This window comes from Bradyrhizobium erythrophlei (assembly GCF_042430365.1).
Classification (GTDB): domain Bacteria; phylum Pseudomonadota; class Alphaproteobacteria; order Rhizobiales; family Xanthobacteraceae; genus Bradyrhizobium; species Bradyrhizobium erythrophlei.
Window position 1 is genome coordinate 34,642 of the sequence record NZ_JBHMET010000218.1, and the last position, 23,138, is coordinate 57,779.

The 23,138-nt window shown below is 65.2% G+C and carries 17 protein-coding genes; 6 read left to right on the forward strand and 11 right to left on the reverse strand.

Going from position 1 to position 23,138, the window contains the following annotated elements; genetic code table 11:
* Positions 1-14: 14 nt before the first annotated feature.
* The 5 genes from ACFFWD_RS30275 to ACFFWD_RS30295 all read right to left on the reverse strand — a co-directional run bounded on the left by ACFFWD_RS30275 (position 15) and on the right by ACFFWD_RS30295 (position 9,793).
* Positions 15-3,119, reverse strand: a complete 3,105-nt coding sequence (locus ACFFWD_RS30275) for an efflux RND transporter permease subunit (protein ID WP_376971595.1) — start codon at positions 3,117-3,119, stop codon at positions 15-17.
* Positions 3,116-6,244 (reverse strand): efflux RND transporter permease subunit, encoded by a 3,129-nt coding sequence (locus ACFFWD_RS30280; RefSeq protein WP_376971597.1) that lies wholly within the window; start codon positions 6,242-6,244, stop codon positions 3,116-3,118. The genes ACFFWD_RS30275 and ACFFWD_RS30280 overlap by 4 nt, the downstream gene beginning before the upstream one ends.
* Positions 6,245-6,293: 49 nt before the next feature.
* Entirely contained in the window at positions 6,294-7,697 is a 1,404-nt protein-coding gene (locus ACFFWD_RS30285; protein WP_376971599.1) for an efflux RND transporter periplasmic adaptor subunit, read from the reverse strand.
* Positions 7,687-9,153, reverse strand: a complete 1,467-nt coding sequence (locus ACFFWD_RS30290; RefSeq protein ID WP_376971649.1) for an efflux transporter outer membrane subunit — start codon at positions 9,151-9,153, stop codon at positions 7,687-7,689. The genes ACFFWD_RS30285 and ACFFWD_RS30290 overlap by 11 nt, the downstream gene beginning before the upstream one ends.
* A gap of 406 nt (positions 9,154-9,559) precedes the next feature.
* The gene (locus ACFFWD_RS30295; protein ID WP_376971601.1) at positions 9,560-9,793 is read right to left on the reverse strand and encodes a hypothetical protein; all 234 of its coding nucleotides are present in this window, start codon (positions 9,791-9,793) and stop codon (positions 9,560-9,562) included.
* Positions 9,794-9,928: 135 nt separating this feature from the next.
* Here ACFFWD_RS30295 and ACFFWD_RS30300 point away from each other — a divergent pair, with 135 nt between their 5' ends.
* Positions 9,929-10,969, forward strand: coding sequence for a cysteine synthase A (locus ACFFWD_RS30300; protein WP_376971603.1), 1,041 nt, complete (start codon positions 9,929-9,931; stop codon positions 10,967-10,969).
* A gap of 97 nt (positions 10,970-11,066) precedes the next feature.
* Here ACFFWD_RS30300 and ACFFWD_RS30305 read toward each other — a convergent pair whose 3' ends face one another.
* From ACFFWD_RS30305 to ACFFWD_RS30320, 4 genes are read right to left on the reverse strand one after another with little or no spacing between them, the layout of a single operon-like run.
* Entirely contained in the window at positions 11,067-11,807 is a 741-nt protein-coding gene (locus ACFFWD_RS30305; protein WP_376971605.1) for an amino acid ABC transporter ATP-binding protein, read from the reverse strand.
* An 11-nt stretch (positions 11,808-11,818) separates the two neighbouring features.
* On the reverse strand, positions 11,819-13,348 hold the full coding sequence (locus ACFFWD_RS30310; protein ID WP_376971607.1) for an amino acid ABC transporter permease: 1,530 nt from the start codon (positions 13,346-13,348) through the stop codon (positions 11,819-11,821).
* On the reverse strand, positions 13,348-14,550 hold the full coding sequence (locus ACFFWD_RS30315) for an amino acid ABC transporter permease (protein ID WP_376971609.1): 1,203 nt from the start codon (positions 14,548-14,550) through the stop codon (positions 13,348-13,350). Before ACFFWD_RS30315 ends, ACFFWD_RS30310 begins: the two co-directional genes overlap by 1 nt.
* Before the next feature lie 23 nt (positions 14,551-14,573).
* A complete protein-coding gene (locus ACFFWD_RS30320) occupies positions 14,574-15,590 on the reverse strand; it encodes an amino acid ABC transporter substrate-binding protein (RefSeq protein ID WP_376971611.1) in 1,017 nt (338 codons plus the stop codon).
* Between the two features lie 312 nt (positions 15,591-15,902).
* Here ACFFWD_RS30320 and metC point away from each other — a divergent pair, with 312 nt between their 5' ends.
* The 5 genes from metC (at position 15,903) to ACFFWD_RS30345 (ending at position 21,700) form a co-directional block, all read left to right on the forward strand.
* Positions 15,903-17,099, forward strand: coding sequence for a cystathionine beta-lyase (gene metC / locus ACFFWD_RS30325; protein ID WP_376971613.1), 1,197 nt, complete (start codon positions 15,903-15,905; stop codon positions 17,097-17,099).
* A gap of 264 nt (positions 17,100-17,363) precedes the next feature.
* Complete coding sequence (gene cpaB, locus ACFFWD_RS30330) at positions 17,364-18,167, forward strand: Flp pilus assembly protein CpaB (protein ID WP_376971615.1); 804 nt, start codon at positions 17,364-17,366, stop codon at positions 18,165-18,167.
* 17 nt (positions 18,168-18,184) lie between these two features.
* The gene (locus tag ACFFWD_RS30335; protein WP_376971617.1) at positions 18,185-19,660 is read left to right on the forward strand and encodes a type II and III secretion system protein family protein; all 1,476 of its coding nucleotides are present in this window, start codon (positions 18,185-18,187) and stop codon (positions 19,658-19,660) included.
* A gap of 31 nt (positions 19,661-19,691) precedes the next feature.
* Complete coding sequence (locus tag ACFFWD_RS30340) at positions 19,692-20,432, forward strand: CpaD family pilus assembly protein (RefSeq protein ID WP_376971619.1); 741 nt, start codon at positions 19,692-19,694, stop codon at positions 20,430-20,432.
* Positions 20,429-21,700: a CpaE/TadZ family protein gene (locus ACFFWD_RS30345; protein ID WP_376971621.1), complete on the forward strand. Its 1,272-nt coding sequence runs from the start codon at positions 20,429-20,431 to the stop codon at positions 21,698-21,700. Before ACFFWD_RS30340 ends, ACFFWD_RS30345 begins: the two co-directional genes overlap by 4 nt.
* Before the next feature lie 83 nt (positions 21,701-21,783).
* Here ACFFWD_RS30345 and ACFFWD_RS30350 read toward each other — a convergent pair whose 3' ends face one another.
* Entirely contained in the window at positions 21,784-22,611 is an 828-nt protein-coding gene (locus tag ACFFWD_RS30350) for a tetratricopeptide repeat protein (RefSeq protein WP_376971623.1), read from the reverse strand.
* Between the two features lie 150 nt (positions 22,612-22,761).
* Complete coding sequence (locus ACFFWD_RS30355) at positions 22,762-23,007, reverse strand: PilZ domain-containing protein (RefSeq protein WP_376971625.1); 246 nt, start codon at positions 23,005-23,007, stop codon at positions 22,762-22,764.
* Between the last annotated feature and the right edge of the window lie 131 nt (positions 23,008-23,138).

A 23,138-nucleotide genomic window follows, 5' to 3' on the forward strand; every position in this document is an offset into this window, starting at 1 on the left:
CCGCCCAATTCAAACTATTCCGCTGGCGCCCGCACCGCCGACGGCGCCGAGCGCTGCCGCAGCCGGTCGATCAGGAGATAGATCACCGGCGTGGTGTAGAGCGTGAGGATCTGCGACACGAACAGGCCGCCGATGATGGTGATGCCGAGCGGCCGGCGCAGCTCGGTGCCGGGGCCAGTCGCGATCACCAGCGGGATGCCGGCGAACAGCGCGGCCATGGTCGTCATCAGGATCGGACGGAAACGGGCGCGGCAGGCCTCGAAGATCGCGTCCCGCGACGCGAATCCCTGATGACGCTCGGCGTCGAGCGCGAAGTCGACCATCATGATGCCGTTCTTCTTCACGATGCCGATCAACAGGATGATGCCGACGAACGCGATCACGGTTAGCGGCGTATTGGTGACCTGCAGCGCGAGCAAAGCGCCGAGCCCGGCCGACGGCAGCGTCGAGATGATCGTGATCGGATGCGCCAGGCTCTCATAGAGCACGCCGAGCACGATATACATCGCGACCAGCGCGCCGAGGATCAAAAGCGGCTGCCGCCCGCTGCTCTTGTTGAAGTCGCCGGCAGTGCCGTCGAAGCTGCCGCGGATACCCTCCGGCATGTGCAGCTCGTTGACCGCCTGCTGGATGTTCGAGGTCGCTACCTCCAGCGGCACGTCGGGCAGCAGGTTGAACGACACCGTCGTCGATGGGAATCCTTGCGAATGATAGACCGCAAGCGCCGACAGTCCGCGCTGATAGTGCACGACCGCCGATAGCGGCACCTGCACGTCATTGGCGCCGGCGACATAGATGCGGTCCAGATTCGACGGGTCGTTCTGGAATTTCGGATCGATCTCGAGCACCACCATGTACTGGTTGCGCTGGGTGTAGACGATCGAGATCTGCCGCTGGGAGAATGCGTTGTTCAGCGCGTTGTCGATGTCCTGCACGCGGACGCCGAGGCTGGAGGCAACCTTGCGGTCGATCACGAGGTTGAGCTGCAACCCGCCGGGATCGCGGTCGGGGGAGATGTCGGTGATGCCTTCCACCGTCTCCATGCGCTTGGCGACGATCGGTGCCCATTTCTGCAACAGGTCGAGGTCGGTCGAGGAGAGCGTGTACTGGTAGTCGGAATCGCTTTGCCGGCCGCCGGCGCGGATGTCCTGGGCTGCGAACATGAACAGGCGGATGCCCGGCACCATGAACAGGTTGCGGCGCAGGCGGTCGATCACCTGCGCGGTCGACAGGCCTCCCCGCTCCTCCGGCGGCTTCAGGCTGATGAACATGACGCCGCGGTTGGAGGTGCCGCCGCCGGGACCACCGGCGCCGCCGAGCGACGAGCCGATGCCGGCGACCGCGGGATCCGCCATCACGATGTCGGCGAGCTGCTGCTGCAATCCCAGCATCGCCTGGAACGAGATATCGGCCGAGGCCCGCGTCGCGCCGATGACAAAGCCCGAGTCGTCGGTCGGGAAATAGCCTTTCGGCGTCTTGATGTAGAGCGTCACCGTCAGCGCGATGGTGGCGAAGAACACCAGCAGCGTCAGCATGGGGAAGCCAAGCGCGATGCGCAGCGTCCAGGTATAGAACGCCACGACCCGCGACAGCGTACCCTCGATGGCGCGGTCGTACCAGGTCGCATGGTCCGACGTCGCTTCCTTGATATAGTGCGCGCAGATCATCGGCGTGATCGTCAACGACACCACGGTCGAGACCACGATCGCAAAGGTCAGGGTCAGCGAGAATTCGCGGAGCAGCCGGCCGACGATCCCGTCCATGAAGATCAGCGGCGTGAAGGCCGCGACCAGCGACAGCGAGATCGACAGCACCGTGAAGCCGATCTGCTTGGCGCCCTCGACTGCCGCCGGATATGGCGCCATGCCGTGCTCGAGATTGCGGTACATGTTCTCGATCATGACGATCGCGTCGTCGACCACGAAGCCCACGGAAATCGCCAGCGCCATCAGCGACAGATTGTCGATCGAGAAGCCGGCGAGCCACATGCCGGCACAGGTGCCGGCCAGCGCCAGCGGCACCGAGACGCCGGCGGCGATCGTCGGCACGATCCGGCGCAGGAACACGAACACCACGACCATGACGAGCACGGCGGTCGCCAGCAGCGTGAGCTGCATGTCCTGTACGCTGGCGCGGATCGTGCCGGTGCGGTCCACCAGGGTGGAAATCTCGACACCGGCCGGAATCCATTCCTTGAGGTCCGGCAGCAGCGCGCGGACGCGGTCAACGGTGTCGATGACGTTGGCGTCGCCCTGCTTGGTGATCTGGATCAGCACCGCCGGCTGCTTGTTGAACCAGGCGATCGAGCGCGAGTTGCGGACGGAATCCTCGACCTCGGCGACATCGGACAGCCGCACGAAGTTGCCGTTCGAGCTCTTGATCATGATGTCGCGGAACTCGGCCGCGGTGCGCATCTGCCTGTTGATCGAGAGCGTCTCGCTCTGGCGGCCGCCGTTGAAGATGCCGACTGGCCCGAGCGAATTGGCGTTGACGATGGCGAGCCGGACGTCGTCGGTCGAAATCCCGGCGTTCGCCAGCGAGACCGGGTTGAGCGAGATACGCACCGCCGGCTGATCGGCGCCGCTGACGATCACCTCGCCCACTCCCGGCACCTGCGAGATGCGCTGCGCCAGCACGGTGTCGGCGACGTCATACATCGCGCTGGTCGAGATCGTTTTCGAGGTCAGCGCCAGCACAAACACCGGTGCCGCCGCCGGATTGGTCTTGCGGAAGCGCGGCAGCGACGGCAGGTCGCCCGGCAAGTCGGCGAGCGAGGCGTTGATCGCGGCCTGCACGTCGCGCGCGGCCCGATCGATATCGCGCCCGATCGAGAACTGCACCTGGATGCTGGTCGAGCCGAGCGAGCTCGTCGACGTGATCTGGTCGACGCCGGCGATGGTGCCGAGCTTCCGCTCCAGGGGAGCCGCGACAGTCGCGGCCATCACCGAGGGATCGGCCCCGGGCCGGGTGGCTGACACCCGGATCATCGGAAAGTCGACATTGGGAACCGAGGAGACCGGCAGGAATTCGTAAGCGACGATCCCGATCAGGAACAGCCCGATCGCAAGCAGCGTGGTGCCCACCGGCCTGCGAATGAAGGGCTCCGAGATCGACATCACTGCATGCCCTCGGTCGCGCCCGCGACCGGCGGGCCGTGGGGACCTGCCTCCGGCACCGCCTTCTCGATCCTCCGGTTCAACCGGTCGAGCGCCAGATAGATCACCGGCGTGGTGTAGAGCGTCAGCAGCTGGCTGAGCAAAAGGCCGCCAATGATCGAGATGCCGAGCGGGAAGCGCAACTCGGCGCCGGTGCCGCTTTCGATCGCGAGCGGCAGCGCGCCGAACAGCGCCGCCAGCGTCGTCATCATGATCGGGCGGAAGCGCAGCAGGCAGGCCTGCACGATCGCATCATAGGACGACATGCCCTTGTGCCGCTCGGCCTCGAGCGCGAAGTCGATCATCATGATCGCGTTCTTCTTGACGATGCCCATCAGCAGAATGATGCCGATCAGGCCGATCACCGAGAGGTCCTGCCCGCATAGCATCAGGGCGAGGATCGCGCCGACGCCGGCCGACGGCAGCGTCGAGAGGATGGTGATCGGGTGAATATAGCTCTCGTAGAGCACCCCCAGCACGATGTAGATCGTGATGATCGCGGCGAGGATCAGCCAGGGCTGCCCGGCCAGCGACTTTGCGAATTCGGCGGCATCGCCGGCATAGATGCCGACAATGCTGTTGGGCATGCCGATCCTGGTCTCGATCGCCTTCAAGGCTTCGACCGCATCGCCGAGCGCTTCGCCGGGCGCGAGGTTGAAGCTGAGCGACACCGAGGGGAATTGCGCCTGGTGCGAGATCGCCAGCGGCGCCGTGGTCCGCATCAAGGTCGCGACCGCCGACAGCGGCACCTGCGCACCGCTGGCGCCGGGCAGATAGAGCTTGTCGAGCACCGACGGATCGCGCTGATACATCGGCAGGGCCTCGAGCACCACGCGGTACTGGTTGGCCTGGCCGTAGATCGTCGAGATCTGGCGCTGCGCGAAGGCATCGTTCAGCGTGTCGGTCACCCCCTGCAGGCTGACGCCGAGCTGGCCGGCGCGCTGACGGTTGATGTCGAGCGCGGCGCGCAATCCGCCGTCCTGCGCCTCCGAGGAGACGTCGCGGAAGATCGGGTCGCGCCGCATCTCGGCGACGAGCTTTTGCGCCCATTTCGACACTTCCGCCGCGTCGGTGCCGTTCAGCGTGTACTGGTACTGCGATCGGCTCGACTGGGTCGAGATCTGCACGTCCTGCACCGGTTGGAAATAGATCGTCATGCCGGGGATCGACGCCACCTTCTGCTTGAGCCGCGCGGTGACGGCGGCGACGTCGTCGCGCCGCTGGTCGCGCGGCTTCAAGGTCATCACGAGGCGACCAACATTGGTGGTCGGATTGACCGAGCCGGCGCCGATCACCGAGACGACGCCGATCACGTCGGGATCGGCCTTGATGATGTCGGCGGCCGCAGTCTGTCGGCTCTGCATCTCCGCGAACGAGACGTCGGGCCCGGCTTCGGTGACCGCCGTGATCGAGGACGTATCCTGCAGCGGCAGGAATCCCTTGGGCGCGATTACATACATCAAAAGCGTCAGCGCGATCGTGGCGAAGGTCACGAGCAAGGTCGCGCGCTGGCGGCGCAAGACCCAGAGCAGCGTGCGGTGGTAGAACGCCACCATGCCGTCGATGAAGCGGCTGACCGCAGCCAGTCCCGGAACCGCGATCTCCTCGTGGATGTTCTTCAGCAGCCGCGAGCACATCATCGGCGTCAGGGTCAGCGAGACGATCGCCGAGGTCACCACCGCAATCGTCAGCGTCAGCGCGAATTCGCGGAACATGCGCCCGACCAGGCCGGACATGAACAGGAGCGGGATGAACACCGCGATCAGCGACACCGTCAGCGAGATCACGGTGAAGCCGATTTCGCTGGCGCCCCTCAGCGAGGCCTCCATCACCGTTTCGCCGCCTTCCATGTGGCGGACGATGTTCTCGATCATCACGATGGCGTCGTCGACGACGAAGCCGGTGCCGATCGTCAGCGCCATCAGCGACAGATTGTCGAGGCTGAAGCCGGCAAAATACATGATGCCGAAGCTCGTGATCAGCGACAGCGGCAGCGCGACGCCCGCGATCAGGGTCGCGCGCAGCGACCGCAGGAACAGCAGCACCACAAGCGTCACCAGCACCACGCTCAGGATCAGCGTGAACTGCACGTCATGGACCGAAGCACGGATCGTCACGGTGCGGTCGGAGACCACGGTGAGGTTGACGCCGGCCGGGATCGACCGCTGCAGCCGCGGGATTTCGGCCCGGATCTGCCGCACCACCTCGATCACGTTGGCGCCCGGCTGGCGCTGGATATCGATGATGACCGCGGGCGTGCCCTGGTACCAGCCGCCGGTGCGGTCGTTCTCCAGCCCGTCCACGATGACTGCGACGTCGCCGATCGTAACCGGCGCACCGTTGCGATAGGCGATGATAACAGGCTTGTAGGCCTCGGCCGCCGCGATCTGGTCATTGGCGGCGATGGTGTAGGACTGCTGCGCGCCGTCGAGCGATCCCTTCGGCCCCGACACATTGGCGCCCGCGATGGCGTTGCGCAGGTCCTCCATGGCGATGCCGTAGGCGGCGAGCCGCGCCAGATCGGCCTGTACCCGCACCGCCGGCTTCAATCCGCCGAGGATCGAGACGCGGCCGACACCGGAGATCTGGCTCAGCCGCTGGCCGAGGATGGTGTCGGCGAGATCGCTCATCGCGCGCAGCGAGATCGTCTCCGAGGTCAGCGCGAGCGTCATGACCGGCGCGTCGGCCGGGTTCACCTTGGCGTAGACGGGCGGATACGGCAGCGTCTTCGGAAGGATGCCGGCCGCGGCGTTGATCGCGGCCTGGACGTCCTGGGTGGCGCCGTCGATGTCGCGGTTGAGGTCGAACTGCAGCGAGATCTGACTGACGCCGAACGAGCTCGTCGAGTTCATCGACGACAGCGACGGGATCTGGCCGAGCTGCCGCTCGAGCGGCGCCGTGATCAGGGAAGCGACGACGTCCGGGCTCGCACCCGGCAGTTGAGTCGTCACCTGCACGGTCGGGAAGTCGACCTGCGGCAGCGCCGACACCGGCAGCGCCCAGTAGCCGAGCGCGCCGCCGATCAGGAGCGCGATCCCGAGCAGCGAGGTCGCGATCGGTCGGCGGATGAACGGTTCAGAGACGCTCATGGCCTAAGTGCTCGCTGCGAAGTCAGACATTACGACGCCGGTCATTCAGTCACTGCGACGACTTCGCCGCGCCGCCTGACTGTTCGCTCCCCGCCGGTCCACCCGGCGCCTTCTGGCCGCCCTCGCCTTGGCCGCGCTTGCCGCGTTGCTCGCCGTCCTTGCCTTGGCCTTGCCCTTGTCCTTGGCCGCCCCCCTTGCCATCCGGGCTGCGGCTGCGCTTGCGCGGCGCGAGATCGGCTGATGGCGTCTGGTCATCCTTGCCGACGACGACCTTGGCGCCATCGGCAAGGTTGGCAAATCCCGTGGTGACGACGCGATCTGACGCCGTCAGGCCGCTTGCGATCACGGCGTCGTGCTCGTTCTGCTGCTTCACCGTCACCGGCTTCGCGGTGACGATATCGCCCTCGCCGATCACGTAGCTGAATGTGCCGGCCGGGCCGCGCTGCACCGCCGATGTCGGCACCACGATCGCCTGCGGCAGCGTCTCGACCTTGAGACGGACATTGACGAACTGCCCAGGCCAGAGCTGGTAGTTCGCGTTGGGGAATTCAGCCTTCAGCTTCAGCGTGCCGGTGGTCGGATCGACCTGGTTATCGATGCCGGTCAGCCTGCCGGTGTCGATCACGGTGACGCCGTCATTGCCGAACACGTCGACCGCGAGCGTGCCCTTGGCGGCCGCGGCGTTGACGCGCACGATCTGCTGTTGCGGCAGGCTGAACCACACCGCGATCGGCTGTAGCTGGGTCAGGATGACCAGCCCGGTCGTGTCGGAGGCGTGGATGATGTTGCCCTGGTCGACCTGCCGCAGGCCGGCGCGGCCCGAGATCGGCGCCACGATCTTGGTGTAGCCGAGCGTCGTCCGCATATTGTCGATCTGGGCCTGATCGGCCTTGATGATGGCCTCCTGCTGCGCGACCAGCGCGCGCTGCGTGTCGGCCTGCTGTTTTGAGCCCGCGTTGCTGGCGGCGAGCTGCTCATAGCGGGCAAGATCGATCTTCTGGTTGGCGAGCAGCGCCTCGTCCTTGGCCTTCGTGGCGACCGCCTGATCGTATTGCGCCTGATAGATTGCCGGATCGATCTCGCCGAGCACATCGCCCTTCTTGACGTCCTGGCCCTCGACGAACTTCACCGCGATCAGCTTGCCGTCGACCTGCGAGCGCACGGTGACCGTGTTCAGCGCCTTCACCGAGCCGACGCCGTCGAGATAGACAGGCATGTCCTGCACACGCGGCATCGCGGCCAGCACCGGCACCGGAAGGTCGGGCCGCGCACCATTGCCGCGGCCGCCATTCTGCTTCTGCTGGAAGGCGAGCCAGCCGATATAGCCGAGACCGCCGAGGATCACGAGGGTGACGGTCAGCGACACTATGCGCCTCAGCAGCCGCGAGGCAAGGCTCGGCTTGCGCGGCACGGCGGTGTCCTTGTCGTCCTTGGTGTCGGGCTTAAAGAGCATCGACCGGTCTTTCCATCTTCGGCTCCCAGCCGCCCCCCAGCGCCTGATACAGGCTGACGATCGCCTGCAACCGGGCCAGCTGGGCCTGGGAGTAGGCATCTTCCGCCTGGAACAGGGTCAGCTGTGTATTTAGCACAGTTACGATGTCGGCCGTTCCGGCCCGCAACTGCTGCTCCGCCAGTTCAAACGCCCGGCGCGACGCCGTCACCACGACGCGCTGCAGCTGCAGCTTCCTCGTGGTCTCGCGAATCGCCACCAGCGCATTGTCGACGTCGCTGAACGACTGGATCACGGTCTTGCGATAGGTTTGCAGCAGCTCGTCCTGCTTCGCCTTGGTGAATTCGAAATTGCCGAGGATTTTGCCGCCGTCGAAGATCGGCTGCGTCGCACTGCCGACCAGGCTGAAGAACGCCGCGTGCGGCTGGAACAGCGACACCAGCGCCGAGCTCTGGTAGCCGCCCTGCCCGGTGAGCTGGATGCTCGGGAAGAATTGGGCCCGCGCGCTGCCGACATTGGCGGTGGCGGACGCAAGCTGCGCCTCCTGGCGGCGGATGTCCGGCCGCTGCGTCAGCAATTCCGACGGCAGGCCCGGCGTGACGCGCGGGATCGCGATGGCGTTGAGCGTGCCGCCCGCGACCCGCACGCTTTCCGGCGGCCGCGACACCAGCACCGCGAGCGCATTGACGTTCTGGTCGAGCGCCTGCCGCAGCGGCGGCACCAGCGCCCGTTGGTTGGCGAGCACGCTCTCCTGCTGGGCGACGTCGAGATCAGTGCCGGTGCCGGCCTTGAAGCGGTCCTTGATCGCGTTGAGGATCCGCTCGGCGCTGGCGATGTTGCGCTGGGCAGTGCGCAGCCGATCCTGCGACGCCAGCACCGTGAAATAGGCGTTCGCCAGCGTCGTCAGCGAGGTCAGCGCCACCACCTCGCGGTCGAACCGGTTGGCGACCGCGGTCTCCTCCGCCGCCTGCGCGGCGTCGCGATTCTGTCCCCAGAAATCGAGCTGGTAGCTAGCGCTCAACGAGGCGCTGAAATTCACCACTTCGCGCCCGCCATTGGTCAGGCCGCTGGCGCTGGAGCCGGAGGTCCGCGAATAGGTCTCCGATCCACCGGCGGACACGCTCGGCAGCAGCGCTGCCCCCGCCACCCGCGCCTGCGCGTCGGCCTGGCGAAACCGTGCAACGGCTGCCGCGATGTCGAGATTGACGGTCTGCGCCTCCTCCATCAGTTGCGTCAGCTCTTTCGAGCGGAAGCCGCGCCACCAGTCCAGCGTCGGCGTCGCATCGCCCGGCCTCGTGAGCCGCGCAGCCTTGTAGCCCTGCGGCACGTCCAGCGCCGGATCGGGAATGTCCTGGGTCAGGATGCAGCCGGCGGAACTTGCGACCACACCGAATGCTGCAAGCGACCGCAGCAGACGGCGCCAGCCGGCAACGAGGCCAGTCCGGCCCTCACGCGCCATCACGGAGGCGGGCTCGGTCACACCCCCACTCCCGGACACGCAGACTCCGCCCGTGGCGTACAAATGACGCTTTCGGATATGGTCTGCGAGACATTCACGGTGGTGCTTCCGGTTGAGCCGAGCCGCCATATTATCCCCGGGAACATGGAGCGGACAGTCCTCTCGGGCTGCGCGGACGGTCGGGAAAAGCGTGATCGCAGGACAACGGAACTCCAACTTCCCCTTATTTTTCGGGCCTTACTGCGATTCTGACAGCGTTGGAGCAATCCCAAATCTTACAAAGATTTCATGGGGATTATCCACCGTCGTGGCGCCGCATCCGCAGGCCGCGAGCTACCACCGCACAGCCGGTTTCCATCGGCTTGCGGCAGTCGTCCTCACGGCTGCGCGACATCGCCCGGCGCCATTACCGACAATGCCGTCGGGACCTGTCGTCGATCGGCCAGCGCTTTTCGATGAACAGGTATTCCGCTTCGCGGCGCGGCCAGTTCTGCTTGCATCGCGATCCCCGCGATCGACTCCAACAAAATCCAACGATCGTCCAGAATTGATCGTCGAAGGCCGCGCGGATGATCTCGCGCGAAACGGCAATATCAAGCAAGATTCTGCCAGAAAGCGCGCCGACGCCAAAAGCAATCATCTGCGCAATTTCGCAGGCCCCTTATCGCGATAGGCCAACCCACTTCCGCCTCAGTGCAAAAGCCTTCCCCTTTTGCGATCCGCACACTAGTTTCGGACCGGAGCAACCCACTGACCGGCAAAGATTACCCCTGACATGATATTCAACAAAGACGTCGTCGAAGCGATCGGCAATACGCCGCTGATCAAGTTGAAGCGCGCTTCCGAACTGACCGGCTGCACCATCCTCGGCAAAGCCGAATTCATGAATCCCGGGCAGTCGGTCAAGGATCGTGCCGGCAAGTGGATGATCCTGGAGGCAGAGAAGCGCGGCGATCTCAAGCCGGGCGGGCTCGTGGTCGAGTCGACCGCGGGCAATACCGGCATCGGGCTCGCGGTCGTGGCGAGCGCGCGCGGCTACCGCACCCTGATCGTCATCCCGGAGACGCAGAGCCAGGAAAAGAAGGACATGCTGCGGCTGTGCGGCGCCGAGCTCGTCGAATCACCGGCGCTTCCCTTCTCCAACCCGAACAACTATCAGCATCTCGGCAGGCGTCTCGCCGAGCAGCTGCGCAAGACCGAACCGAACGGCGTACTATTCGCCGACCAGTGGAACAACCTCGACAACCCCAAGGCGCATTACGACTCGACCGGACCGGAAATCTGGCAGCAGACCGACGGCAAGGTGGACGGCTTCATCTGCTCGGTCGGCACCGGCGGCACGCTGGCTGGGGTCAGTCGGTACCTGAAGGAAAAGAACAAAGACATCGTCACCGCCTGCGCCGACCCGCACGGCTTCGCCATGTACGAACTGTTCAAGCATGGTCAGGTCAAATCGACGCCAGGCGACTCGATCACAGAAGGCATCGGACTCGGGCGCAAGACGTCGGTCATCGAGACCGCAAACGTCGACGACGCGTTCCTGATCTCCGACGAGGAAGCCGTGACGATCATCTATGAGCTGCTGGAGCACGAGGGCCTGTGCCTCGGCGGCTCGACCGGCATCAACATCGCGGGTGCGATCCGGCTCGCCAAAGAGCTTGGTCCCGGCAAGACCATCGTCACGATCCTCGCCGATTCCGGCAACCGCTATCAGTCGAAGCTGTTCAACCCGGCCTTCATGCGCTCGAAGAACCTGCCGGTGCCGGAGTGGCTCGAGAAGCGCACGCAGATCGAGCTGCCGATGGTAAAGACGTGAACGCGGCGTGATTGCGAGGAGCGACAGCGACGAAGCAATCCATACGTCTTCGGAACCGAGATGGGTTGCTTCGCTTCGCTCGCAATGACGGCGAAAATCATCGCAAAATCTGACTGAGGAACAGCTTCGACCGCGCGTGCTGCGGATTGGCGAAGAATTCCTGCGGCGTGTTCGACTCGATGATCTGGCCGGCGTCCATGAACACGACGCGGTTGGCCACCTCGCGGGCAAAGCCCATTTCATGGGTGACGACAAGCATGGTCATGCCCTCCCTGGCGAGGTCGACCATGGTATCGAGCACCTCCTTGACCATTTCCGGATCGAGCGCCGAGGTCGGCTCGTCGAACAGCATGACCTTCGGGTTCATGGTCAGTGCGCGGGCGATCGCGACGCGCTGCTGCTGGCCACCCGACATCTGGCCGGGAAACTTGTTGGCCTGATGCGGAATCTTGACCCGCTCCAGGAACTTCATCGCGGCCGCCTCGGCATCCTTCTTCGGGATGTTGCGTACCCAGATCGGCGCCAGCGTGCAATTGTCGAGCACGGTGAGATGCGGAAACAGGTTGAAGCTCTGGAACACCATGCCGACCTCGCGGCGGACCTCGTCGACGCGCCGCAGGTTCGGCCCCAGCTCGATGCCGTCGACGACGATCTCGCCCTCCTGGAACTCCTCCAGCGCATTGATGCAGCGGATCAGGGTCGACTTGCCGGAACCCGACGGGCCGCAGATCACGATGCGCTCGCCCTTGCCGACGTCGAGATTGATGTCGCGCAGCACGTGGAAGTCGCCGTACCATTTGTTGAGACTGGAGATGTTGACGATCGGATCGGTGGACATGGTGCCCCTGTTCAGTTGCGACGGTGGGCGTTGAGCCGGTTTTCGACGAAGAGAGAGTAGCGCGACATTCCAAAGCAGAACACGAAATAGATCAGCCCGGTGAAGGCAAAGCCGGTGAAGGCCGTCGACGGCGTCGACCAGACCGGGTCGCTGAAGGCAGCGCGCAGCTGCCCGAGCAGGTCGAACAGTGCCACGATCGAGACCAGCGAGGTATCCTTGAATAGCGCGATGAAGCTGTTGACGAGGCCGGGAATGACGTGGCGCAGCGCCTGCGGCATGACGATCAGGGCCGTGGTCTTCCACCAGGACAGGCCGAGCGCATTCGCCGCCTCGCCCTGCCCACGCGGGATCGCCTGCAATCCGCCGCGGACGACCTCGGCCTGATAGGCGCCGGCGAACAGCGCGATGCCGATCAGCGCCCGCATCAGGCCGTCGATGGTGAATCCCGTCGGGACGAACAGCGGCAGCATATAGGTCGCGAAGAACAGCACCGTGATCAGCGGCACGCCGCGCCAGAATTCGATGAATGCGATCGAGAAGATTCGGATCAGGGGGATCGCCGAGCGCCTGCCGAGCGCGAGCGCGATGCCGACCGGCATCGAGGTGACGATACCGGTCACCGACACCACCAGCGTCACCAGAAGCCCGCCCCACAGCCTTGTGTCGACGATCGGCAGCCCGCCACGATCGAGCCCCATCGCCAGAATGACGAGCGCGATCCCGGCGAATGTCGAAAGACTCGTGACCAGTGCACGCCCGCCGCTGCGGACGCCGCCGCCGAGGATGAACATCAGCAGCGAAACGATCACCGTGGTCAGTGCAAGGTCGGCCCAGACCGGCCGCCCCGCTGCCTGGATCTGTTGGCGCAGCCAGGTCAGCGGCCACAGGATCCAGGACAAAACCGTGCCGACCAATGCGATCAGCTGGCCGAGCAGATGTAACAGCGGGCCGATGACGCCGGTCGAGCCGCCCGCCGCCGCGAGCTTGCTACCGCCTTCGCCGATGCTGTCGGCAAATCCGGACAACAGCGCCGAAATCCAGCTCACGGCAAACCCGTCGAGCCCGCCGCCATGCAGCAGAAAGAACGCCACCGCAGGAAAGGCCAGGAAGAACAGGCCGGCATTGAGACCCTTGCCGGGCAGCCGCGGGATCAGCAATGGCAGCAGCAGCACCGCGGCGAGGATGAAAGTCAGGTTGACCCGCCAGCGTTCGGCGTCCGGATAGAAACCGTAGACGAACTGGCTGAGCTTGGCCTGGATGAACGGCCAGCAGGCGCCGACCGCATGCCCGGCATTCTCGGCGAGACAGGCCTTGCGGTCGGTCCCGCTCCAGACCGCGTCGACCAGCAGAAACTGGAGCGCGGGCACCAGCAGGACCCAAAGCAGGAGCGCACAAACGATCGTGATCAGGATGTTGGTCGGTGAATTGAACAACCGCGTCCGCAAGAAGCCGGCCAAGCCCGTGGTTCCCACTGGCGCGGCGCGCTCGGGGACGAGCTCCTTGCGGACGAACGCTGACGGGGATGGCGCGAACTCGCTCATCAGCCCATGCTCCGTGCGATCCGCCATCCGTACAGGTTCATGATCGCGCTGGTCACCAGCGAGATCAGCAGATACACGCCCATCGTGATGCCGATGATCTCGATCGCCTGCCCGGTCTGGCTCAGTGTCGTGCCGGCGAAGACCGAGACAAGGTCGGGATAGCCGATCGCAACCGCAAGCGACGAGTTCTTCGTGAGATTGAGGTACTGGTTGGTGAGCGGCGGCAGGATCACCCGCAACGCCTGCGGAATCACGATCAGCCGCAGCACCGTGCCGCGCTGCAGGCCGAGCGAGGAGCCCGCCTCCATCTGCCCCTTGTGCACGGAGAGGATGCCGGCGCGGACGATCTCGGCGATGAAGGCCGCGGTATAGGTCGACAACGCCAGCGTCAGCGCCACGAATTCGGGAATCAGCCGCGAGCCGCCGGCGAAGTTGAAGCCCTTCAGGACCGGGATCTCAAACGTCATCGGCGTGCCGAAAATCAGCGCCGCCAGAAGCGGCAGGCCGATCAGCAGCGCGAGCATATAGGGCCAGCTCCGGATCATGTGGCCATACAGGTAGAGCTGGCGCCGCGCATAGCGCCACAGCACGATGCTGGCGACGAACGCGATCAACACCGCGACGACAAAGGGCTCGAAACCCGGATTGCCGATCGGGCGCGGGATCACCAGGCCGCGGTTGCTGAGGAAGAACACCCCGAAGATCGAGATGCTCTGGCGCGGATTGGGCAGGGCCGCGAGCACCGCGAGGTACCAGAACAGGATCTGGAACAAGACCGGCAGATTGCGCACCACCTCGACATAGGCGCCGGCGATCCGCGACAACAGCCAGTTCGGCGACAGTCGTCCGAGCGCCACCATGAAGCCGAGCACGGTCGCGAAGAAGATACCGATGACCGAGACCAGCAATGTGTTGAGCAGGCCGACCAGGAAGACGCGGGTATAGCTGTCAGAACCCGCATAGGGAATCAGGTTCTGGTTGACGTCGAACCCCGCCGTGTTCTGCAGGAAGGCAAAGCCGGCGGTGATCCGTTGCGCCTGCAGATTGGCGCGGGCATTGGCGACGATCTCGTAGGCGAGCCAGGCGAGGACGGCGACGAACACGAGCTGGACGGCGAAGCCGCTCCAGCCCGCCCGGCCCCCAAGCGCGCGTTGCAGTTGGATCACGAACTGCGACGGTGGTTTCCGGGGCTCGATGGTCATCGCCGCGCTCCGGCGGTCGGCGATCAGCGGATCGGCGGCGCGTACTGAATGCCACCCTTGTTCCAGAGATTGTTCAGACCTCGGGCGATCCCGAGCTTGGAGCCCGCGCCGACATTGCGCTCGAAGGTCTCACCGTAATTGCCGACCGTCTTGACGATCCGGATCACCCAATCCTTGGTCAGTCCGAGCTGTTCGCCGAGATTGCCGTCAGTGCCCAGAACCCGCTTCATTTCCGGCTTGTCCGATTTCGCCATCTCGTCGACGTTGTTCTGGGTGATGCCGAGCTCCTCGGCGGTGATCATCGCAAACAGCGTCCACTTCACGATGTCAAACCATTGGTCGTCGCCATGGCGCACCATCGGGCCGAGCGGCTCCTTCGAGATCACTTCCGGTAGCACCACGTGATCGGCCGGGTTCGCAAGCTTGAGGCGGTCGGCATAAAGCCCCGAGACGTCGGTGGTGAACACGTCGCAGCGTCCGGATTCGTAGGCCTTGACGGCCTCGTCGTTGGTGCCGAACGCGATCACCTCGTACTTCATGTTGTTGCCCTTGAAGTAGTCGGCGAGATTCTGCTCGGTGGTCGTGCCGGTCTGCACGCAGACCGAGGCGCTGTTCAACTCGAGCGCCGAATTCACCTTGAGCGACTTCTTCACCATGAAGCCCTGGCCATCGTAATAGGTCACGCCGGTGAAATTGGCGCCGAGCGAGGTGTCGCGCGAGATCGTCCAGGTGGTGTTGCGCGACAGCACGTCGATTTCACCTGATTGCAGCGCGGTGAAGCGGTCCTTGGCCGACAGTGGCACGTACTTGACCTTGGTCGGGTCGTTGAACAGGGCAGCCGCGATCGCCCGGCACACGTCGACATCGAGCCCGGTCCAGTTGCCCTTGTCGTCCGGCGACGAGAAGCCCGGCAGGCCCTGGCTGACGCCGCAGGACAGCAGGCCCCGGTCCTTGACCGTCTTGAGGGTTTGCGCCGAGGCGGCCTGCGCCGACAGGGCGGCGGCAGCGGCAAGGGTCAGAGCCAGGGAAACGCGTTTCATGGGCAGGCCTTTCAGGGTCGTCGTTGCTTTTGATCGCCTGGCGCCAACGGGCCAACCCGATGATCCCCTGCAGCAAAACGACTGGCCCGATCGGCAGTTTGACGTGCAAATCGGTCAGGCAACGGATCGAAGGTCGCGGCAGGCCCCTCAACGTGCGGCGACTGGATAGTTGCGGCGCATCACATAGCGACTGACGGGCCGGGTCAAGGGGTTGACGTGCCTCTTCTGTGTCCTGTTAGTAACAAGCCCCGGAGCGACCCGTCTTCCCGACGCGTCGTGGCTGCGGCAAAAAGTCTTGAACGGCGACGACGCATGAACTCCTCCGACGGCAATGGACCATCCAACCCGCAGCAGGCCGAGACCCGATTGGTGACGGCCGGCCGTGACACCAAGGCGCAAAAGGGCTTCGTCAATCCGCCGGTGTTTCGCGGTTCCACCGTGCTTTATCCGACCGCGGAGGACCTGCACGCGCATCGCGCCGAATTTACCTATGGCCGCCACGGCACGCCGACCACGCGGGCGCTGCAGGATGTGCTGAAGTCGCTGGAAGGTCCGCAATGCGCCGGCGTCGGCCTCACCCCGTCGGGATTGGCCGCCATCTCCACCACGCTGCTGTCGGTGCTGAAGGCAGGCGATCATCTTTTGGTGTGCGACAACGCCTATCGTCCCACGCGGAATTTCTGCAACGGCATGCTGACGCGCTATGGCGTCGAGACCAGCTATTTCGATCCACTGATCGGCGCCGGCATCGAGAAGCTGTTCAAGCCGAACACCAAGGCGGTGCTGGTCGAAGCGCCCGGCTCGCAATCCTTCGAGATGCCGGACATCCCGGCCATTGCGGCTGTCGCCCATGCGCGCGGCGCGCTCGTGATCGATGACAACACATGGGCGACCCCGCTCTACCACCGCTCGCTCGACCAGGGCGTCGACATCAGCATGCAGGCCGCGACCAAATATATCGGCGGCCATTCCGACATCATGTTCGGCACCATCTCCGCCAACGCCAAGGCCTGGCCAGAGATCACGGAGGGCATCCGCCTGCTCGGCGTCTGTGCCGGGCCCGACGATGTCTATCTGGCGCTGCGCGGCGTGCGCACGCTCGCGGTGCGGCTCGCGCAGCACCATCGCTCCGGGCTCGAGATGGCGCGCTGGCTCGCCGCACGGCCGGAAGTCGATCGCGTGCTGCACCCTGCCCTCGAGACCGACCCCGGGCACGCGATCTGGAGGCGCGACTTCACCGGCGCCTCCGGCCTGTTCAGCATCGTGCTGAAACCGGTGCCGCTGAAGGCGGTCGACGCCCTGCTTAATACCGTCACGCTGTTTGGCATGGGCTTTTCCTGGGGCGGCTTCGAAAGCCTCATCATCCCCTTCGACTGCAACGACTATCGCACCGCGACCAAATGGGCGCCCGGCGGACCGACGCTGCGGCTCCATATCGGGCTCGAAAGCCTTGACGACCTCAAGGCCGACCTTGATCGCGGATTCGCGGCGCTGAAGGCCGCGCTCTGATCCAGCGCGGCGCGACGCAGGCCGCCGATTGCAAATGCCGGCGCTACGGGCGTGACGCCTCGCACGGGCATCGGGATATCCGGGATTTTGCGGGGTTGCGATCGGCTGCGATAACCAGCCGTTCACCATCCCCACCAATCGATTAACATCGCCGACCGCCTATCAAGTTCCCTTACACTTTTGCTGCCGTAGTCATGCTCCCGGGAAGGGCTGTCCGCTCCGCACGGCGCGACATCCCGGCGTTAAGGGTTGGCAGTAAATCGCATGAAGACGGCACGTATCTTGGTCCTGGCCATCGCTGGCGTTTCAGGCCTGGTGGCCATGTATCTCGCAAGCGGAAGCGACACAAAACCGCCTTCCGCCGTCGCGCCGGTCGCACAGCTTCCGACGGTCGAGGTGTTGGTGGCGAAGTCCGACATCGGCCTCGGTCAGGCGGTCAAAGCGGAAGACCTGCAGTGGCAGAGCTGGCCGGCAGCGACCGCAAGCGGCAGCTTCATGCGCCGCGACAACAATGCAGACGCCATGAAGGATGTCATCGGGTCGATCGCGCGGGCCCCCTTCATCATGGGCGAGCCGATCCGTGAGCAGAAGCTCGTGAAGGCCAACGGAAGCGGCTTCATGGCCGCGATCCTGCCCTCCGGCATGCGTGCGATCTCCACTGAGATCTCGCCCGAGACCGGCGCTGGCGGCTTCATCCTGCCGAACGACCGCGTCGACGTGATCCTCTCCCGGCGTGAAAAGAGCCCGGATCGCAGCGGGGCTCCCGACAACGTCACCTCCGAAATCGTGCTCGCCAATGTCCGCGTGCTCGCCATCGACCAGGCGCCCAAGGAGAAGGAAGGCAGCAACTCGCTGGTCGGCAAGACCGTGACGCTCGAGCTCAAGCCCGAGCAGGCCGAGACGCTCGCCCGCGCCCGGCAAAGCGGCACCCTGGCGCTCGCGCTGCGCAGCATCGCCGACAACGCAAGCTCGGTCGAGACCTCGACCGACGACCAGGCCCCGAAGCGGGGCGACAGCATCAGTGTGGTTCGCTTCGGCGTCCTCAGCTCGACGACGACACAGAAGTGATCAAGGGGATATCGAACATGAAAAGCGGTGCAAAACAACTGACGGTGCGGACTGCGCTGGCTCGCCTGCTGTCGTTCTCGGCGGTCGCCGCGCTGATGCTCGCCCCGGCCTGGTCGCCGGCGGTCGCGGCCGATCCTGACAAGAGCCAGGATCCGCTGGTCACCAGCAGCATCCCGGTCAAGACCCGTTTCGTCTCGCTCGGCGTCGGCAAGTCGGTGGTGGTCGACCTGCCCCGCGAAGCCAAGGACGTGCTGGTCGCGGACCCCAAGATCGCCAACGCGGTGATCCGCTCGTCGCAGCGCGCCTACATCATTGGCGCGGCGGTCGGCCAGACCAACGTGGTGTTCTTCGACGCCGACGGCCAGCAGGTCGCCTCCTACGACATCGCCATCAAGCGCGATCTCAACGGCGTGCGCGCGGCGCTCCAGCAGGCGCTTCCCGGCGTCCATATCGAGGGGGTCGGCGATAGCGTGCTCCTGACCGGCACGGTGTCGAGCCCGGTCGAGGCGCAGCAGGCCGGCGACGTTGCGGCAAAGCTGGTCGGCAATCCAGACAAGGTCGTCAACTCGATCATCGTGCGCGGCCGCGACCAGGTGATGCTGAAGGTCACCGTCGCCGAAGTGCGGCGCGACATCGTCAAGCAGTTGGGTGTCGACCTCAGCGCCAACATGAACTACGGCACCGCGGCGGTGGTCTTCAACAATTCAAATCCGTTTACCGCGAACAGTGCGCCGCTCGTCTCCGGCAATGCGCTGGCCGCCGCGGCGTTGAACAAAGCGGGCCTCCCATCGGTCACCGCGACCCTGCGCGCGATGGAAAGCGCGGGCGTGGTGAAGACGCTGGCCGAGCCGAATCTGACGGCGATTTCAGGTGAATCGGCGACGTTCATCTCGGGTGGCGAATTCCCAATTCCGACCGGCGTCACCTGCCAGACGACGACAAACGGCGCGATCGGAAACTGCGTCCAGACCGTCTCCTTCAAGAAGTTCGGCATCTCGCTCAACTTCACACCGGTGGTGCTGTCCGAGGGCCGCATCAGCCTGAAGGTGATGACCGAAGTGTCGGAAGTATCGAGCGAGAACGCGCTGACCGGCGGTGCCGGTGGAACGACGATCCCCTCGATCAAGACCCGCCGTGCCGACACCACGCTCGAGGTGCCGTCAGGCGGCTCGATCGCGATGGCCGGACTGATCCAGGAGCAGACCAAGCAGGCCATCAACGGCCTGCCCGGCGCGGACCAGATTCCGATCCTCGGGCAACTGTTCAGGAGCCAGGACTTCGTCAATCACGAGACCGAGCTGATGGTCATCGTGACGCCCTATGTCGTGCGCGCGGTGGCGCAGAAGGAGCTGTCGCGTCCGGATGACGGATTTGCGCCCGCCTCCGACTCGCAGTCGGCGCTGCTCGCCCGCATCAACCGCATCTACGGCGTTGCCGCCCGGGGCGAGCCGATCGGCGCCACGCCGGCCAATTTCGGCTTCATCATCGACTGACACGGGTGTTTGGGGGTTGGGGGATCAAACGATGACACGCAAGACACACGGCGGCCGCTTCGCCACATTGCCGCTCTATGGCGCCCTCCTCGTCGGCACGATCGCGCTCGGGGGCTGCAACCTCGTGACGTCGGACGTCGTGACCGGGACCGTCCCGGACGATTACCGGCAACGCCATCCGATCGCGGTCACCGAGGGCGAACAGTCGATCGTGGTGTTCGTCGGCCATGCCCGCGGCAACCTGACCGAGACGCAGCGCGACGACGTTATGGGGCTGGCACGGAGCTGGCGTCGCGAGGGCACCGGTTCGATCACCGCCGACGTGCCGGTGGACACGCGGAACTCCCGCGCCGCTTCGGCGGTGTACCAGGAGATCCGCGGCTTGCTCGCATCGATGGGCGTGCCCGCCCACGCTATCACCAAGCGCACCTACAACGTCGACGATCCGCGCGCGCTCGCCACCATCCGCCTGAGCTATCCCAAGATGGCCGCCGTCGCCGGACCCTGCGGCGTGTGGCCGGCCGATCTCGGTCCCTCGATCTACAACCCGGCCTATATCGAGAACAAGCAGTACTACAATTTCGGCTGCGCCACGCAGCGCAATCTGGCGGCGATGATCGACAATCCGGCCGATCTCGAGCAGCCGCGCAGCGAGACCGCCGCCTATGCGCCGCGCCGCTCGGTCGCGTTCGACCGCTACCGCAAGGGTCAGACCACCGCAACCTCCTATCCCGAAGCCGAAAAGGCCAAGCTGAGCGACACAGGCAAATGAGCGCCCAACAACAAGACCAACCGCCGCACGCCGACGATTATATCGCGCCCGCCCCGCGCATCTCGGTACAGGCCTTCTGCGCAAGCGTGGCGACCGCGACGGCCGCGCGCGGTGCCGCCGAAGACCGCCGGCTCGCCAAGGCCCATCTCTCCGTCCACATGGGCGGCATCGCGGCCGCGATCGACGCCTACCACAAGGCGCCGACGCCCAACGTCATCATGCTCGAAACCGAGCCGGACTGCGACATCCTTGCCGGCCTCGACGAACTCGCCACCGTGTGTGATCCTGGAACCCGCGTCGTCGTGCTCGGCAATCCGTCCGACGTCGCGCCCTATCGCGAGCTGGTGCGCCGCGGCGTCAACGATTATGTCGTCGGCCCGTTCACGGTGATCGACATCGTGCGCACGATCTGCAGCCTGTTCACGGCGTCGGAATCGGTCTCTGTCGGCCGCCTGATCGCAGTTGTCGGAGCCAAGGGCGGCGTCGGTGCCTCCACCGTCGCCCACAACGTCGGCTGGACCATCGCGCGCGACCTCGGCATGGACTCCGTGGTCGTCGATCTCGACCTCGCCTTCGGCACGGCCGGCCTCGACTACAACCAGGATCCCGTGCAGGGCATCGCCAATGCGGTGTTCTCGCCCGAACGTCCCGATTCGGCCTATATGGAGCGCTTGCTTGCCAAGTGCAGCGACCATCTCAGCCTGCTGGCGGCACCCGCGACCCTCGACCAGGTCTATGATTTCGGTGCCGACGCGTTCGACGCGATCTTCGACACGATGCGCATGACGACGTCTTGTATCGTGCTCGACGTGCCCCATCAGTGGACTGCCTGGACCAAGCGCGTGCTGGTCGGCGCCGACGACATCCTGATCGTCGCCGAGCCCGATCTCGCCAACATGCGCAACACCAAGAACATGTTGAACCTGTTGAAGGCGTCGCGTCCGAACGACCGGCCGCCGCTGTACTGCCTGAACCAGGTCGACATGCCGAAGCGGCCGGAGATCGAGGTCAAGGAGTTCGCCAAGACCATCGAATCCCAGCCGATCGCGGCCATTCCGTTCGATAGCCGTTTGTTCGGTGAGGCGGCCAACAATGGCCAGATGATCGCGGAAGTGTCCGCCCGTCATCGCACCACCCGCACCTTCCTGCAGATGGCGCAGCGGCTGACCGGTCGTCCCGATCTCGCCGATCAGCGCGAATCGTTCCTGTCGCCGATCATCAAGAAGTTGCAGGGTGGGCGCGGCGGCGGTCGCAGGGCCGCTGGCTGATGGACGCCAGGGCATGGAAGATCATGCTCTGGACGTGAGGCCAGAGCGCGATCGGCGCTTTAGGACCAGCTTCTGCGCGCGGCTCAGTCGGCGCGACGGCTCGACGCGACCGGGATCTTGTCGGTGTCGGCGCGGCCGGCCTCCTTGCGCGCCAATAGCTTCTTCAGCGCCGCGACATTGGCGGCGCCTTCCTGCGGCGGCAGGTCGGCCTTCATGATGGTCTCGGCTTCGGACTGGCGGCCCTGCAGGCCGATCACGACGGCGAGATTGGTCCGCACCCGCATGTCGCCCGGCGCGCGCTCTCGCGCCCGCCGCAGCGCGTCCTCCGCCTTCGGCAGGTCCTTCGCGAGCAGGTAGGACAATCCGAGGTTCGACAGCACCGACGGCTCGTCCGGCACGATCTTCAATGCGCTCGCATAATATTGCCGCGCCTCCTCGTGCCGGTCGAGCTGGTCGAGCGCGGCGCCCTGTGCCGACAGAATTCGCCAATCCGGATCTTCCGGCGTGTGGGCGCGTCCCAGCACCTCGAAAGCCTGCTGGAAGTTGCCGTTGTCGGCGAGCGCCCGGCCGTAGCCGGCGATCAGCGCCTTGTTGCCGGGCTGGGCGAGCGTCGCCTGCTCCAGCACCGCAACCGCCTGCGCGCGCTGCCCCGTGGCCCGCAACCCCTTGGCATATTGCAGGGCCGCGTCGGCATCCTTGGGATTGGCCCGCACCCGTTCGCGGTAGGTGTCCAGGTCACGCCGCGGGTCGGCAGAGGTGGCGCTCGATTCGGCCTTGTCGCCCAACGACCCGGTGATGTCTGACGGTCCCGAGGTCTGGCAGGCCGCCAGCCCGATCAAAAGGATCGCGGACGAAACGGTCCCCGCAAGTCGGCTCGCGCGGCTAAACTGTCGGGATGATTTCACAGGCATGAACGGGACTCGGAACGGCGAAGGTTCCGAAATGGTCACAGCTTAACCCTAAGTTCTGGTTAAGCTTCTCGTTATCCCGCGGTCACACGGCGCTTTGGGCCGGCTGGACGAGTGACGCCAGCCGACCCCCGTGGGACGCTCAACGTGGTGTTAATCGACGAACTGGGCGCCGAATTCGTGCCCGATCCGCCAGGCCAGGCGGCACTGCCGCGGGCTGCCGGTCGAGAAGATGATCGTGAATTCCGGCGGAACTTCCAGATACTCTGCAATCACCTTCACCCCGCCGGACGAGATGTCGGTAATCATGCAGTCACGCGGCAGGGTGCCGGTCCCCATCTGAATCTTGGCGACGCTCCTGCACGCGCGGCGTTCGCTCTTGCGGCGATTCACAAACATTCCTGATCCCCAAGCTGGACAATCCTCTGGTTCCAACCGTCATAACGGGGAAACATTGGAAACAGCCTAGCGGAACCGATTGCAATTTAGCCGATATTGCCCGTTTCCGTTTACCGCCCAGGGCCCAGCCG